Below are 13971 nucleotides of genomic sequence, written 5' to 3'. Positions count from 1 at the left end.
TTTGTTTTTGGGTAGGAAAAGTTTTTTCAATAAAATTTGGAAAAAAGCAGAGAAACATTAGTTTTGCAACAATGTTAAACCATAAAACTTGATTTCTTATGAGAAAAAGCCATTTCCTTTTCGCTATTTTGCTAATGTTTTTGTTCGTAGGAAAAACAATAGCCCAAAACATTGAGGGTGCGGCTCGTATGGACGCAATGACAGCTGAAAATCTATCTTCAGAAAAAGTAAGCTCCGGAAAAGCTAGCGCTAGCAATTCAGTAAGCACCGTAAAACCCTTAGAGAAAACTGCCTCCATAGAAATTTCTAATGCCCCTCTTACTACCAGTAAAGCTGTAAAGGGTGAAAGAATCAAAAAGAATCTAAAACAAAGCAATCAGAGCGAGGTAAGCAAATTGGGCTTGGGTAAGCTGGGCATTGTTGGTTTAATTCTCATCATTATCGGTATTATATTGTTGCTTGTGTTCTGGCCACTGGGCGTTATTTTCACAATTATAGGTTTAGTTTTACTACTCTTGGAGTTAGTGTAAATAATGTAAAAAAGGAAGGTCGGTGGTTGTACCGACCTTTTTTATTCCAAAAATTTTTTTCTTATTTCAGTAGTTGGGAGCATACATTCATTTTTTTTACCAAACCACTTGTAACGATTTCTTGCAACAAAATCATACACAGCATCTCGTAAAGGTTTGGGCAGAAGCCAAAAAACCCCCCATAATCGCCAAAATCCACCTAAAAAACTGCAAACTTTCAGTGCCGCCGAAGAGCGTAAATATATCTTTTCGTCTATTATCAGCACGAAAGAATCATAATTTTGTGTGGGTAAATGAAACTTTTTCAAAAGTTTTTGCCCTGTCTCCGATTGCAAAGAAGCAAAACGAAATACATCTTTTTTATCATTTCGGATAAGAAACTTCACCGAACCCTCACAAAGGTTACAAATACCATCAAAAAGTACAATCGGATTTCGCATTACAGACAAACAATTTGGAAGTTGTTTAGGATTAAAAGAATCTTTTAGGGAAATCTTATGTAAAGATAGTACATTGTTGCATATTTCAACGTGATTCATATGCACTTTGTAAGGGTTTGTACATTTGCAAAATACTTTGGAATTATACTTCTTGATAAACCACCCCTTAATCCCCTCCTTGAAAAGGAGGGGAGATGACACCTCCCCTCCTCACTGAGGAGGGGTTGGGGGTGGTGTTTTAATCCAATCTATCAATCACGTTTGTAAAGATAGTACATTGTTGCATATTTCAACGTGATTCATATGCACTTTTAAGGGTTTGTACATTTGCAAAACACTTTGGAATTATACTTCTTGATAAACCACCCCTTAATCCCCTCCTTGAAAAGGAGGGGAGATGACACCTCCCCTCCTCACTGAGGAGGGGTTGGGGGTGGTGTTTTAATCCAATCTATCAATCACGTTTGTAAAGATAGTACATTGTTGCATATTTCAACGTGATTCATATGCACTTTTAAGGGTTTGTACATTTGCAAAACACTTTGGAATTATACTTCTTGATAAACCACCCCTTAATCCCCTCCTTGAAAAGGAGGGGAGATGACACCTCCCCTCCTCACTGAGGAGGGGTTGGGGGTGGTGTTTTAATCCAATCTATCAATCACGTTTTTTTCTTGTTTTTTTACGAATAGTAAATAAAAAATTACAATCCTAAAAACTTCTTGGTAAAAAATTATTTTCAATCAAGATAGTTTTTGGAAATCATCTTAACTTAGGCTTAATTTTGGTGCGATTTTTGCACGTAAAATTAACAAAGCTCGTGCAGAAAATCAGAAACAATGCTGAGAAATTATTGGGTCATATTCTTGTTTATTCTAAGCTATTCAACCATTCTGGCTCAAAGTAGTTACACCGACTACAAGCCTGAATACAAGAAATGGCACCCCGATTATATGATTGATAAAATTGACTACACCGATAAACGAATGATTATTCATTTTCGCTATGTAGCCAACTCAATGCCCAAAGAAACAAAATCCTTATTCAAAAATTTTTATACCATTACAAAAGTTACTTTTTTTGGCAAATATCATCACGAAAAATGGTATCTGGAAAATCATTTCAATTCTGACGAGGCTTTTCATTTTATTGATATCAAAAATATTCGTCGCAATGGCAAGTTAATGGCAAGCTCTATTGCGGGTAATTCTCAGTTAGATTACGAAGATATTGTAGCTAATGAAATTTTTACCTGCGAAATACATTTCAATCGTTTGCCCAAACACGTTAAACGTGTAAATCTTTTTGAAGGTGAAGAATACAAACACGATAAGAATCATTTTCACGTTTTGCAAATCAAAGTAAAACAAGAAAAAGACCCTGATTTAGGCGATTTTTCGGATATGGTGAAAAAAGTCCAAGATTTTGAACGTAAGCTCACAGGCTCGCCACGTAGTACTTTTTCTGTGCCTAAAAAAGAAAATAAGCCCCTTATTACTAAAAAAGATGAAAAAATTCCAACGCCTGCCCCTGTAATTGTCAAAAAACAGGAAAAACCGCAACCCGTCCTAAAACCTCGCTTACATAGCCCGCCAACACCGCCCGCCTATCCACAGGAAGCCCAAGCCCGAATGTAAGTCATTTTGCTTACTTGCAGAAAAGAGCTAACTTGCGGCAAAAAAACAACTTTGAAAGTATTAGTTATTCGTTTTTCGTCTATTGGAGATTGTATTTGGGTAACCCCCATTTTGCGATGCCTAAAAACACAGCTTGCCTGTGAAGTGCATTTTGTAACCAAAAAGCAATACGCACCACTTTTTGAGGTAAATCCTAACATTGACACTTTACATCTACTTGGTGAAAAAAGTCTTTCGCAACTTATCAGCCTTTGGCGAAAAGAAAAATTTGATTACATCATTGATTTACACAACAATTTGCGAAGTTTTTACATAAAAACAGCCTTATGGAATGTTCCTGCAAGAAGCTATCGGAAATTGCGTTGGCAAAAGTGGTTACTCGTTAATTTCAAAATCAACAAAATGCCCACTAATCACGTTGTAGATAGATATTTTGAAACCATTACCCCTTTGGGCGTACAACCTGATAGCAAAGGTTTAGAATTGCATATCCCTGAAAAATATCACTTGGGCAAAGATTTTTTTCCTCCTAAATTTCAAGAAAAATTTATTGCTTTTGTCATTGGGGCAAGCTATGCCACTAAAAAAATGCCTAACACGAAAATCATAGAATTCTGTAAGCAAATGCCTTTGCCCGTTGTTCTGATAGGCGGCAAAGAAGATGAAGCCGCAGGTGAGGAAATTGAGAGGTACTTTTTAACAAACAAAACTAATCTGGTGTGGAATTTATGTGGAAAGCTCAATCTGATGCAATCGGCTTGGGTAGTGAGCCAAGCCGAAATGGTCTATGGACACGATACAGGGCTTACACACATTGCCGCTTGTTTTCAGAAAAAAGTATATATGATTTTCGGCAGTACCACTCCCGAATTGGGGCTTTACCCTTATCAAACGCCCCACCAAATTATTGAAAATAAAAGTCTGAATTGTCGTCCTTGTTCTCGTTTGGGCAAACACACCTGCCCTAAAAAACATTTCAAATGTATGAACGATTTGAAGTTTGAAATTTAACCTTTTCGGCTCAAACCATTTTCTTGTAAAGAGTGTTTAATAGCAGAGAAATCACTCACCCAAACAGCAAATCCAATGATTGGCTATCGTTTTACCGAATATACCCCTGATGAGCAAATACAGCAAGGCAAAGCCAAATTTGAATCTTTGCTCAAACTTTTTTTAGAACTTGTCAGTATGACAGGGGGCAATGTAGCCGAAGCTCTGGCTTGGCTCAACAATTTAGATAAAAAATACCAACTCACCGATGATAGCTACGGCATAGGCGATTTTATTGAAGATTTGAAGCGAAAAGGTTACATAGAAGAAAATCCGCAAAAAGCAGGTGTTTTGCAAATTACCCCCAAAAGCGAGCAGAATATTCGCCGTAATGCTTTGGAAGAAATTTTTGGAAAGCTCAAAAAAGCCAAACCGGGCAACCATCAAACTAAAAAATCAGGAGTAGGGGACGAAAGAGGAGTAGAAAAAAGAAATTTTGAATTTGGTGATGAGTTAGATAATATTGCCTTCACAGAGTCTATTCGTAATGCCCAAATCAATCACGGTTACGAGGATTTTTTCCTCACTCACGAGGATTTGGAAATTATTGAAACCGAGTACAAAGCACAAACTTCCACCGTGCTGATGATTGATATTTCTCACTCTATGATTTTGTACGGCGAAGATAGAATTACACCTGCCAAAAAAGTAGCAATGGCTCTTGCCGAACTCATTACAAGCAAATACCCCAAAGATACTTTGGATATCATTGTGTTTGGTAATGATGCTTGGCAAATTTCTATCAAAGATTTACCTTATTTGCAAGTGGGTCCCTATCATACCAACACCGTAGCAGGTTTGGAACTAGCTATGGATTTGCTCCGCAGACGTAAAAATGCCAATAAACAGATTTTTATGATAACCGATGGCAAACCTACTTGCCTCAAAGAAGGTTTGCGATATTACAAAAATAGCTTTGGTTTGGATAGAAAAATTTTAAACCGAACGCTCAATTTGGCGGCTCAATGCCGTAGGCTAAAAATTCCTATCACTACTTTTATGATTGCTTCTGACCCTTATTTACAGGAATTTGTCAGAGAATTTACGCAAGTAAATCAGGGGAGAGCCTATTACAGCTCGCTCAAAGGACTTGGACACTATATTTTTGAGGATTATCAACGCAATCGGAAGAAAAATATTTGATTTACAAATCTTTTTTCTCAAATCTCCAAAATGTAAATACCCAAAGCAAGGTACTTTCAAGCATTGTGTAAAATATCTGCTCTTGAATAGCATCTGTTCTTTTTTTGTACTCTTCGGGAGAAAAAAACTTAAAAACTTCGGGGGGTAAAATCAATCTGTCAGAAACTTCAAGAGGCAGAAAAGGTACAATAGAATCTAATCCATTTTTTTTCAGAAACCATATAAGCAGTGGCTCGGCAATAAGCATATAGGCGATAAATATCGTTACTGCCAGTACAGAGCGTTTTATCCATAAAGCCACCACAAAAGCTATGCTTAATTGAGTAAACAAAAGGATTGCAAAGTAAAAAATCGTATTAGAAAATTCCCATTCTCCTGATGCCACAAATAAATTAGCAAGCACATAGAAAAAAGTAAATATCAAAGTTAGCACTAAAAGCCATATAAGTTTTGAGAGCAAAAACTCTTTTCTATTAAGTCCTTCAATGATATGCTGGCGGAGCATCTTACTGCTCCATTCGTTATTGATGTTCAAAATAACTAAAATAGCCGAAAGTGGCACAAGAAATGAAAGAAAAAAAGCAGAAGTTTGCCAAATTTCAGGATAACTGAATGGTTTTTCAAAAAAAGGTCTCAATATCTCTATTTTGCCATTCTTTTCTTCCGATGATGTTACATTACGATAGGTATTAGCAATCACCTGCAAAAAACCTACGAAAGCAAGTAAATTCAAGAATAAAATAATCCAAAATGCCCTATTACTGCGTATTTTGAACCATTCCAGTTGTAAAAATCTTAACATATCTGCCTGTAAGTTAAAAAAGTGTTTTCTAAATCTTGTTTAATTTTCTGTTAGTTCTAAAAAGGCTGTTTCAAGGGTTTTTCTTCGTAAAGCAAGATGATGCAAAATTATGCCATTTTCAAAGCAGGATTGGTTCAGAGAAGCAAGGTTAATGCTATCGGTTTCAATCACTAATTGCAGCACCTCATTTTCTTTCTTGATAGTTGCTTGTGGGAATTTATTTTGCAGAAAATTGGCTAATTCTGTCAGGGAACTGCTTGCGATTTCAATTGTTAGCCCCTTTCCTAAAATTTCATCAACTTTACCATAGGAGAGCAGTTTGCCTTGTTTGAGAATAGCTGTATGGGTACAAACCTTTTCAACCTCATCAAGTAAATGACTTGCTAAAATAATGGTATAGTTTTGCTCACGAAGCTCTAAAATCAAATCACGAATTTCTACAATACCTGCAGGGTCTAATCCGTTGGTGGGTTCATCTAAAATGAGAACTTGGGGTTTGCCGAGCAACGAGGCGGCAATGGCAAGTCTTTGTTTCATTCCCAAGCTGTATGTTTTGGCGGGTGATTTGGCTCTTTCAGAAAGTTTTACCACTTCCAAAACCTCTTGAATGTCTTTGAGAGAACCCCTCTGATGGATTTTTTGTCGCAAAAGTAAATTATCATAGCCCGAAAGATAAGGGTAAAAATTTGGGGTTTCCAAAAGAGTGCCTATTTGCTTGCGAATAGTGGCACTTGCCACCTTGCCAAACCAAAGGAAATTACCCGCTGAGGCTTTCAGAACCTCTGTTACGATGCCAAGTAGGGTAGTTTTCCCACTGCCGTTGGGTCCGAGTATGCCGAAAACACTTCCTTGGGGTACTTCAAAAGAGACTTGGTCTAATGCTTGAATATTGCCAAAGTTTTTGGAAAGAGCATTTACTTGTAAGACACTCATAAACTGATTTACTCGTAATTATTGAGATTTGGGTTAGATATTTAGAGATAAGACATCGGATAAAAAAACAAAACTATTGATTTTTAGATGCTTATAAAACGTGAATTATGAAATCAAAAGCCTGCTTTTCAATAATTTGCTTGAATTTCATTTGCTTATTTAATTTTTGAAAAAAATAGCAACTTATACATAAGTTTATGCTTTTCAGGTGTATAACTCCCCTCTCCTTTGGAGAGGGGTTGGGGGTGAGGTTAAGAAATGGCAAATTTTGGTAAAAAGCTCAATAATTTTTTATTCTTAAATTTGTGTTTTTCAGTTACTTGACTTCATAACTCACGTTTATAAATTAAATTATGTTATATTTTACTCTTTCATAGTTTTTTCTTTGCCCGGATATTTGGCTTTACCTGAAAAAGTATGCCAATCTTCTTTGTTTCGGGCTCGGTGTTGATGCCAATTGAAATTTTTGTACTTCAAACCATTTTCGGTATAATAATTTTTCTTAAAAAGCCTGCGGTACCAGGGCATACCCGAGACTACTTGCAAATTACCTTCTTGTAGGGCTTCTTCTTTGGTAGCCATTCTGCCATCGCCACGTTCGGCACCGAAGAAATGCACGTGATCGTGTATCATTTTACAACCTTGTACTTTACAAGGTTTCACACAAGCCGAAAAACCTATCAGCAGAAGCAAAAATAACCCGATATAACGAAACATTGAATTTCAATTTTTACAAAAATAAAAATCCTTTGGTAAAGTTCCAACTGAAAAGCTATTTTCAAAAAAAATTTTTATGAAATTTTGCCAAAAAGCAAATTATGTATAACTTTATGAAGTTTTGTATTTAGTTCAAAAAATCAATATGTATGGCAGGCGTAAATAAAGTAATCCTGATTGGCAATGTAGGCAAAGACCCTGATATTATTTCCTTTGAATCGGGTAGAAAAGCAACTTTCCCGCTAGCAACTTCTGAAAAATACAAAGACCGTGAGGGCAAACCTGTGGAAAAAACAGAATGGCATAATATTGTATTTTGGGGTCCTGTGGTTGATGTGATTGAAAAGTACGTAAAAAAAGGCAAACAAGTATTTATTGAAGGAAAGCTCGCTACTCGTTCTTATGAAAAAGACGGACAAACTCGCTATATTACCGAAGTTATAGGGCAAAACTTAACGCTTTTGGGTAGTGGCTTGGGCGGAGGTAATACGTCAAATACCGAAAATACTTCTTCTAATAGTCAAGAAGATAATACCCCTTACGTACCTCCTACCGTAGAAAGTAGCCCTAGCGACGATTTACCTTTCTGAATTTTTGGTAGATATTTTCTCAAAAATCATCTTTTTGCAAACTTTCTTTGCAGATAGATGGTTTTTGTGTTTGAAAATTAGCTTCAACCTCTATGGAACTTTCTGTTTCTCCTCGTTTTGGTGTTTTGCTCGTCAATTTAGGTACTCCCGATTCGCCACGTGTGCCTGATGTACGCAGGTATTTACGTGAATTTCTGATGGATAAGCGTGTCATAGACATTCCTCTGCTTTCCCGTTGGTTGCTGGTAAATTTGATAATCGCCAATTTCAGGGCACCTAAGTCCGCAAAAGTTTATCAAAAAGTCTGGACGCAAGAAGGCTCTCCGCTCAAATATTACGGCTTTCGCACCCAAGCACTTTTGCAAGAGGCTTTGGGCGAGGAATATTTCGTCAGACTTGCAATGCGTTACCAAAAACCAAGCATCAAGTCAGTTTTGAAAGAATTTGAGGGCAAACATTGGGAAAAACTTATCATTATTCCTTTATTTCCGCAGTACGCTTCGGCTACTACGGGTTCGGTAAAAGAAGCCGTAATGAAAGAATTGAGCCGCTGGCAAACTATTCCTGCGGTGGAGTTTGTACAGCAATTCTATCAACACCCGCTTTTTATCAAGGCTTTTGCAGAACTCGGCAGAAAACACATTGAAGCCCACCCTTACGACCACTATCTCTTTACTTATCACGGCTTGCCCGAAAGACAAATTCGCAAGGCAGATAAGCATAATTATTGCCTCACACACGCCAATACTGCTGAAATAGGCTGTTGCAGTAGTCTAAATGCTAAAAATTCGGTTTGTTATAGAAGTCAGTGTTTTGCTACAACAAGATTGCTGGCAAAAGCTCTCAATTTGCCCGAAGGCAGTTATAGTACGGCTTTTCAGTCGCGTTTGGGAAAAGCCATATGGATACAGCCTTACACGGAAGACGTCGTAAAAAAACTTGCCCAAGAAGGCAAAAAAAGTGTACTTGCTTTTTCACCTTCTTTCGTTGCCGATTGTTTGGAAACTACTATTGAAGTAGGTGAAGAATACAAAGAACTTTTTGAAGAGTACGGCGGGGAGCATTGGCAACTCGTAGAAAGTCTGAACGATAGCCCTACTTGGATAGAACTGCTACGACAAATGGTCTTAGAACGCACTACCAAGCCCAAGGCATTAGATTTGATGTTGCAAGTTATTGCAGAGGAAAAAGAATAATTTTGGTTAGTCATAGATAAAAACTCTCACCCTTTAAACCTAAATTTTTTTTCAGCTATGAGCAAATTAGTAGAAGAGTTTAACGCTTACCGAAGTAAAATGAACCAAAAAATCCTTGATGCGGATAATTTGGTTATCAAGCGGATTTTCAATTTAGATACGAATTGCTATACCGAAGGAGCATTGAGCGTAGCCACCAAAGAAATGATTGCTTTGGCTTGTTCTATGGTTTTGCGTTGCGATGATTGTGTGAGGTATCATTTAGGGAAATGCAAAGAATTAGGACTTACTACGCAGGAAGTATTTGAGGTGTTTGCTATTGCCAACCTTATCGGTGGAACAATTGTTATTCCTCATCTTCGCAGGGCTGTTGAATATTGGGAGGCTTTGCAAGAAAATGCAAGCTCATAGAATTTACTTCAAGGTTTAGCAAATTTGTGCAACATCTTTTGTATCTTTGGCAAAAATTGCAAAACCTTGAAAGTTCGGCTTGTCATTTTACTTGTAGTTTTGGGTATTCATTCGCTTTCGGCTCAAATCGGGGGTAGAACTTCTTTTGAGTTTTTAGATATTTCCGCCAATCCGCGTATAATGGGGTTGGGAGGAGCGAATGTGAGTTTGGCTCAGGCAGATGTGAATATGTTTTTGAGTAACCCCGCCGTATTGGATAGCTCAATGGCAGGTGTTGCTTCACTGAATTATAGTCCTTTTTTTGGCAGAATGCCCCATTTTTTGCTTGCGTATGCCCACGATTTTGGTGGCAAAGTTGGTGTAGTTGGAGCAGGTTTGCAGTATATTCGTTATGGCAAAATTCAAGAAACTGATGAAGCGGGTAACGTTATAGGCGAATTTTTAGCCGCCGATTATGCCCTTACTTTGGGAAAATCTTTTCAGGCGGATAATTTCCAATTCGGAGTAAATTTCAAACTCGTTGGTTCGCAGATTGCTTCTTACAATGCTTTTGGCATAGCCACTGATTTAGGCGTAAGTTTCAAACACCCTGAAAAAGATTTTAGAGCGGGTTTAGTAATTGCTAATTTGGGCGGTGTTTTCAAAAAGTATTTGCCCAATTATACCCTACGAATGCCTTTTGATGTACGTTTAGGCTTATCCTTCAAGCCCTACAAAATGCCTTTTCGTTTTTCGGTTACGGCTTATCATTTGTATCGTTGGGATATTTCTTACAACGACCCCGCCTTTGCCATTACCACAGACCCCCTGACAGGGCAAACCCAAACCCGCAAGATTAGCTTTGCTAATAACTTATTTCGCCATTTTGTTTTTGGAACAGAAATTATTTTGCATAAAAATTTCCATTTGCGTTTAGGATACAATCATTTACGCAACCAAGAGCTTAAATTCAAGGAAATTACAGCGTTAGCGGGTTTTTCGGGAGGTTTGGCTTTTAGGGTAAAGGGTTATGAAATAGCTTTCACGCGTGCAGGTTTTGCCCGCAGAGGACTTACCTGCATAAGTTTGAGTAAAAACTTGAATGATTTCTGAAAAAACTCATACAAAAATCCTTTAATTTCGTAAAATCTCAATTTTTTATGCTCATTGATGCCTACCAAATAGCAGAAACAATTCATCTGAAACGTTTTCGCAACGATTTCCTGCACGAGCCTGCTCACGCCAGCAGTTGGGATATTTTTTATGTTGAGGAAGAAGAAAAACGCTTTCTACACGTTTTCAGCTATGGTGTAGTAGTTTTTGTAGGTTATGATGCCGTAGGCAAAAGCAATCTGCTTGATTTTATCAAGAAATACGCTGAAAATCCCGTCAATCTTGATGTAAATGATTATTTTACGCTTTTAGTAGATAAATCTCTCTCGCGAGCCATAGTAAAAAACGACTCTATCACACTGCCTCAAATTCAGTTAGATGCAATTCGTATTATCACGCTCAATGTGGCTCAATCGGTGGCTATGGATTATTACGAGACTTTAAGCCTTGAAATTCTTAATGCCAGTAAAGTCTATATTGACCAATTGGAGGAATTTGGCAAGGTGAAAATCTCTAAACGTGATTTGCTCAAATTTATCGGGAAAGTTAAAAACATCAAAAATAGCATTATTGATAACCTTTACATTCTTGACGACCCCAACATTGTTTGGGACAATGAAGAACTGCAACGCCTGCACCGACAGCTCAAAGATAATTTTGACATCAGCCCGCGTTTTCGTGATTTGGACTATCGTCTGCGAATTGTAGAGGAAAATTTAGTCTTGCTTACCGATTTGCTCCAACATCGCGAAAGCTCTCGTTTGGAATGGATTATCATTATTTTGATTTTGGTAGAAGTGCTGAATGTTTTTTTTAGTGAATGGCTTCGCAAGCTATGGTCGCATTAAAACACAGAATCGCAAGAAGTAGGAAACAAGAAATAGGAAGCAGGATTGTTTATTGGTGGATTTCCAAAGGTACTTTGTACTTAATACTTAATACTCAATACTCAATACTAATCATCTGTACAAGCTATGAACATTTTGCTTTTAGGCTCGGGAGGACGAGAGCACGCCTTTGCGTGGAAAATCACTCAAAGCTCTTTGTGTAAAAAATTGTATGTTGCCACAGGCAATGCAGGCACTGCTCAAATCGCTGAAAATGTACCTATCAAACCTACTGATTTCTCTGCTTTATCAACTTTTTGCAAAGAAAAAAATATTCAAATGCTTGTGGTAGGCAACGAAGAACCTCTGGTAGCAGGTATTTGGGATTTTTTCAAAAATCAAAAGGATTTGGAGCATATTCACCTCATAGCTCCCTCGCAGGCAGGGGCAATGTTGGAAGGTAGTAAGGATTTCGCCAAACAATTAATGTTTGAATTTCAAATTCCAACGGCAAGCTATCATTCTTTTGGGGCTGATGATTTTGAAAAAGCCTTGCAATACATCTACAACCACTCTTTACCGATTGTACTCAAAGCCGATGGACTTGCCGCAGGAAAAGGCGTACTGATTTGCCCCACGTACAGCCACGCCGAAAAGGCTCTTAAAGAAATGCTCTTGGACAAAAAATTTGGCAAGGCAAGCGAAAAAGTAGTGATTGAACAATTTTTAGAAGGCATAGAACTTTCTGTTTTTGTACTTACTGACGGCAAAAATTACAAAATTCTCCCCGAAGCCAAAGATTACAAACGCATAGGCGAAAATGATACAGGACTAAATACAGGTGGAATGGGGGCTGTTTCTCCCGTGCCTTTTGCTGATAGGGCTTTTATGCAGAAAGTTGAGCAAAAAATTGTTATACCTACTCTGCAAGCCTTGCGAGCGAAAAATATTGCTTACGTAGGTTTTTTGTTTATTGGTTTGATGAAAGTAGGTAATGAGCCTTATGTCATTGAGTTTAACTGCCGAATGGGCGACCCTGAAACGCAAGTCGTTTTTCCAAGAATTGAAAACGATTTAGTAGAATTGCTTTTGGCTACGGCTACGCAAAAACTTGATGAAATAGAGCTGAAAATGAAGCCTGAAACTGCTGTTACAACGATTGTAGTATCGGCAGGCTATCCCGAAAATTACGAAACAGGCAAAGAAATCAAAAATTTAGAGCAAATTGAAAATGCTTTGATTTTTCACGCAGGCACTAAACAAGAAAACGGCAAACTGCTCACGAATGGTGGCAGAGTAATGGCTCTGACTGCCCTTGCCGAAAATTTGCCCAACGCCATTCAGAAATCCCAAAAAGCCGCCCAGTGTGTTAGCTTTGAAAACAAATACTTTCGCAAAGATATAGGGCAAGATTTACTAAACTTGTAAAATTTCAAAATGTCCATTAAACCTCAGGCTGTGTTTTACATCAAAGCAATAAATCACTTAAATTATAGTCTTATGAAAAAATCTGCATTCAGTTTTGTTTTTCTTATTATTTGGGGCGTATTTTTTGTTGCCGAGGCACAAAGAATGCCGATGCGAAAAAATAATCGCAATTTCCAACCTAAAACTCCCGAAGAGCGTGCTAAAATCCTTACCAACAACCTGACAAAGCGTTTGAGCTTGAACGGAGAGCAAAAGGAGCAAATCTATCAAATCAATCTCAACACAGCTCGCGAAATTGATAGATTACGCAAAGAAGCCAAGGCTCAAAGAGAACGTGGCGAAAAACCAGAAAAAGGATTTTATGCCAAACAAGTCAGGGAACTTAACCAACAAAGAGACCAAAATATTTCAGCCTTGCTCAACAATCAGCAAAAAGTTGAATATGAAAAATTAAAGCAAGAGCGAAAAGAAAAAATGAGAAAACGAATGGAAAAGCGTCGCCAGATGCGTAAAAAATTAAATAAACAAGACTCGGGATTTCTTGAAAATGATGAAGATTTTGAAGAAATGGTGCTTGATGAGGTAGAAGATGAAATTTAGTAGCCTCCCTACAAAGCCAAAAAATGCCCTCTAATTCGTTGGAGGGCATTGCTTTTTTGGCTTAACTTATCAAGATTTTTTAAATCTTTGCTATGAGTGAAATTGCTACTTGTTGGCTATATTATTCAAAACAAAGCCAATTATCCTTTACCTTCCGAGCAAGCGATTTCTTTATCGCTATCTCCCCCCTCAATAGATGTATTAAAGTTATCACCATCTAAATCGGGGCGAGTTTCTACGATAAGGGCTTCGCTATGGGCTTGGTTTTGCACCATAGTATCCACACCGAGCCAAATTGTAGGGCATTTGTTGGTTTTGATTAAGTTTTCCATAGCGGTTAAATTTAAGGGTGAAACAAAAAAACCTGAACTTTGAGTGGTTCAGGTTTGCTTTTATGAATAAAGTTTTTTATTCTAAATACATCAGCAATTTCCTGAACCAAAGGGCGAGCCAAAAGGCACAAGCACTTCACGCTTTGAAGCTCTGTAAATACTTTTGGCAATATGGTTACAACATTTTAGCATTTCTTTCCTTTTTTTGGCAATCTTGCAAATTTTATTTTAGACAAACAAATT

General features: G+C 37.6%; 16 protein-coding genes. 11 read left to right on the top strand and 5 right to left on the bottom strand.

Translation table 11 applies throughout. From position 1 onward, the window contains the following. The first annotated feature begins 98 nt into the window (after positions 1-98). Positions 99-530: a hypothetical protein gene (locus tag Rain11_RS03465; RefSeq protein ID WP_133121486.1), complete on the top strand. Its 432-nt coding sequence runs from the start codon at positions 99-101 to the stop codon at positions 528-530. 41 nt (positions 531-571) lie between these two features. Here Rain11_RS03465 and Rain11_RS03460 read toward each other — a convergent pair whose 3' ends face one another. Continuing rightward, a complete protein-coding gene (locus tag Rain11_RS03460; protein ID WP_101357943.1) occupies positions 572-970 on the bottom strand; it encodes a thiol-disulfide oxidoreductase DCC family protein in 399 nt (132 codons plus the stop codon). An 839-nt stretch (positions 971-1809) separates the two neighbouring features. Between Rain11_RS03460 and Rain11_RS03455 the strand changes: the two genes are divergently transcribed. The 3 genes from Rain11_RS03455 to Rain11_RS03445 all read left to right on the top strand — a co-directional run bounded on the left by Rain11_RS03455 (position 1810) and on the right by Rain11_RS03445 (position 4800). Beyond that, positions 1810-2607: a hypothetical protein gene (locus tag Rain11_RS03455; protein WP_101357942.1), complete on the top strand. Its 798-nt coding sequence runs from the start codon at positions 1810-1812 to the stop codon at positions 2605-2607. A gap of 51 nt (positions 2608-2658) precedes the next feature. Beyond that, positions 2659-3618 carry a glycosyltransferase family 9 protein gene (locus tag Rain11_RS03450; protein WP_101357941.1) on the top strand — a complete coding sequence of 320 codons (960 nt, stop codon included), beginning with the start codon at positions 2659-2661 and terminating at the stop codon, positions 3616-3618. Positions 3619-3693: 75 nt separating this feature from the next. Next, positions 3694-4800 (top strand): vWA domain-containing protein, encoded by a 1107-nt coding sequence (locus Rain11_RS03445; RefSeq protein ID WP_101357940.1) that lies wholly within the window; start codon positions 3694-3696, stop codon positions 4798-4800. A gap of 1 nt (position 4801) precedes the next feature. Here Rain11_RS03445 and Rain11_RS03440 read toward each other — a convergent pair whose 3' ends face one another. The 3 genes from Rain11_RS03440 to Rain11_RS03430 form a co-directional block, all read right to left on the bottom strand. Then, positions 4802-5602 (bottom strand): ABC transporter permease subunit, encoded by an 801-nt coding sequence (locus Rain11_RS03440; RefSeq protein WP_101357939.1) that lies wholly within the window; start codon positions 5600-5602, stop codon positions 4802-4804. A 39-nt stretch (positions 5603-5641) separates the two neighbouring features. Next, positions 5642-6535, bottom strand: coding sequence for an ABC transporter ATP-binding protein (locus Rain11_RS03435; RefSeq protein WP_101357938.1), 894 nt, complete (start codon positions 6533-6535; stop codon positions 5642-5644). A gap of 363 nt (positions 6536-6898) precedes the next feature. After that, a complete protein-coding gene (locus Rain11_RS03430) occupies positions 6899-7252 on the bottom strand; it encodes a hypothetical protein (RefSeq protein ID WP_101357937.1) in 354 nt (117 codons plus the stop codon). 149 nt (positions 7253-7401) lie between these two features. Here Rain11_RS03430 and Rain11_RS03425 point away from each other — a divergent pair, with 149 nt between their 5' ends. From Rain11_RS03425 to Rain11_RS03395, 7 genes are all read left to right on the top strand, one after another. Then, positions 7402-7842, top strand: a complete 441-nt coding sequence (locus Rain11_RS03425; RefSeq protein WP_101357936.1) for a single-stranded DNA-binding protein — start codon at positions 7402-7404, stop codon at positions 7840-7842. A gap of 92 nt (positions 7843-7934) precedes the next feature. Beyond that, positions 7935-9038, top strand: a complete 1104-nt coding sequence (hemH, locus tag Rain11_RS03420; RefSeq protein ID WP_101357935.1) for a ferrochelatase — start codon at positions 7935-7937, stop codon at positions 9036-9038. 57 nt (positions 9039-9095) lie between these two features. Further along, positions 9096-9449 carry a carboxymuconolactone decarboxylase family protein gene (locus Rain11_RS03415; RefSeq protein WP_101357934.1) on the top strand — a complete coding sequence of 118 codons (354 nt, stop codon included), beginning with the start codon at positions 9096-9098 and terminating at the stop codon, positions 9447-9449. Positions 9450-9515: 66 nt separating this feature from the next. Next, positions 9516-10541 (top strand): type IX secretion system protein PorQ, encoded by a 1026-nt coding sequence (porQ, locus tag Rain11_RS03410; protein ID WP_101357933.1) that lies wholly within the window; start codon positions 9516-9518, stop codon positions 10539-10541. A 47-nt stretch (positions 10542-10588) separates the two neighbouring features. Next, positions 10589-11389, top strand: coding sequence for an RMD1 family protein (locus tag Rain11_RS03405; protein ID WP_101357932.1), 801 nt, complete (start codon positions 10589-10591; stop codon positions 11387-11389). A gap of 126 nt (positions 11390-11515) precedes the next feature. Further along, positions 11516-12796 carry a phosphoribosylamine--glycine ligase gene (gene purD, locus Rain11_RS03400; RefSeq protein ID WP_101357931.1) on the top strand — a complete coding sequence of 427 codons (1281 nt, stop codon included), beginning with the start codon at positions 11516-11518 and terminating at the stop codon, positions 12794-12796. 72 nt (positions 12797-12868) lie between these two features. Next, positions 12869-13396, top strand: a complete 528-nt coding sequence (locus Rain11_RS03395) for a V-type ATP synthase subunit I (RefSeq protein WP_101357930.1) — start codon at positions 12869-12871, stop codon at positions 13394-13396. 140 nt (positions 13397-13536) lie between these two features. On the opposite strand, the gene Rain11_RS03390 is transcribed toward Rain11_RS03395, so the two are convergent. After that, positions 13537-13728 carry a hypothetical protein gene (locus tag Rain11_RS03390; RefSeq protein WP_101357929.1) on the bottom strand — a complete coding sequence of 64 codons (192 nt, stop codon included), beginning with the start codon at positions 13726-13728 and terminating at the stop codon, positions 13537-13539. Between the last annotated feature and the right edge of the window lie 243 nt (positions 13729-13971).

Origin of the sequence: Raineya orbicola, assembly GCF_002843425.1 — a bacterium.
GTDB classification, from domain to species: Bacteria; Bacteroidota; Bacteroidia; order Cytophagales; family Thermonemataceae; genus Raineya; species Raineya orbicola.
The sequence above is the reverse complement of the archived record's forward strand: the minus strand, read 5'-3'. Positions and strand labels throughout refer to the sequence as shown.

Excerpts from the sequence above, each read along its gene's own strand:
- Rain11_RS03455 (WP_101357942.1), top strand. The coding sequence starts at position 1,810 with ATGCTGAGAAATTATTGGGTCATATTCTTGTTTATTCTAAGCTATTCA.
- Rain11_RS03465 (WP_133121486.1), top strand. The coding sequence starts at position 99 with ATGAGAAAAAGCCATTTCCTTTTCGCTATTTTGCTAATGTTTTTGTTC.
- Rain11_RS03425 (WP_101357936.1), top strand. The coding sequence starts at position 7,402 with ATGGCAGGCGTAAATAAAGTAATCCTGATTGGCAATGTAGGCAAAGAC.
- Rain11_RS03445 (WP_101357940.1), top strand. The coding sequence starts at position 3,694 with ATGATTGGCTATCGTTTTACCGAATATACCCCTGATGAGCAAATACAG.
- Rain11_RS03395 (WP_101357930.1), top strand. The coding sequence starts at position 12,869 with ATGAAAAAATCTGCATTCAGTTTTGTTTTTCTTATTATTTGGGGCGTA.
- Rain11_RS03435 (WP_101357938.1), bottom strand. The coding sequence starts at position 6,535 with ATGAGTGTCTTACAAGTAAATGCTCTTTCCAAAAACTTTGGCAATATT.
- Rain11_RS03430 (WP_101357937.1), bottom strand. The coding sequence starts at position 7,252 with ATGTTTCGTTATATCGGGTTATTTTTGCTTCTGCTGATAGGTTTTTCG.
- Rain11_RS03390 (WP_101357929.1), bottom strand. The coding sequence starts at position 13,728 with ATGGAAAACTTAATCAAAACCAACAAATGCCCTACAATTTGGCTCGGT.
- Rain11_RS03460 (WP_101357943.1), bottom strand. The coding sequence starts at position 970 with ATGCGAAATCCGATTGTACTTTTTGATGGTATTTGTAACCTTTGTGAG.
- hemH (WP_101357935.1), top strand. The coding sequence starts at position 7,935 with ATGGAACTTTCTGTTTCTCCTCGTTTTGGTGTTTTGCTCGTCAATTTA.
- Rain11_RS03440 (WP_101357939.1), bottom strand. The coding sequence starts at position 5,602 with ATGTTAAGATTTTTACAACTGGAATGGTTCAAAATACGCAGTAATAGG.
- purD (WP_101357931.1), top strand. The coding sequence starts at position 11,516 with ATGAACATTTTGCTTTTAGGCTCGGGAGGACGAGAGCACGCCTTTGCG.
- Rain11_RS03405 (WP_101357932.1), top strand. The coding sequence starts at position 10,589 with ATGCTCATTGATGCCTACCAAATAGCAGAAACAATTCATCTGAAACGT.
- Rain11_RS03415 (WP_101357934.1), top strand. The coding sequence starts at position 9,096 with ATGAGCAAATTAGTAGAAGAGTTTAACGCTTACCGAAGTAAAATGAAC.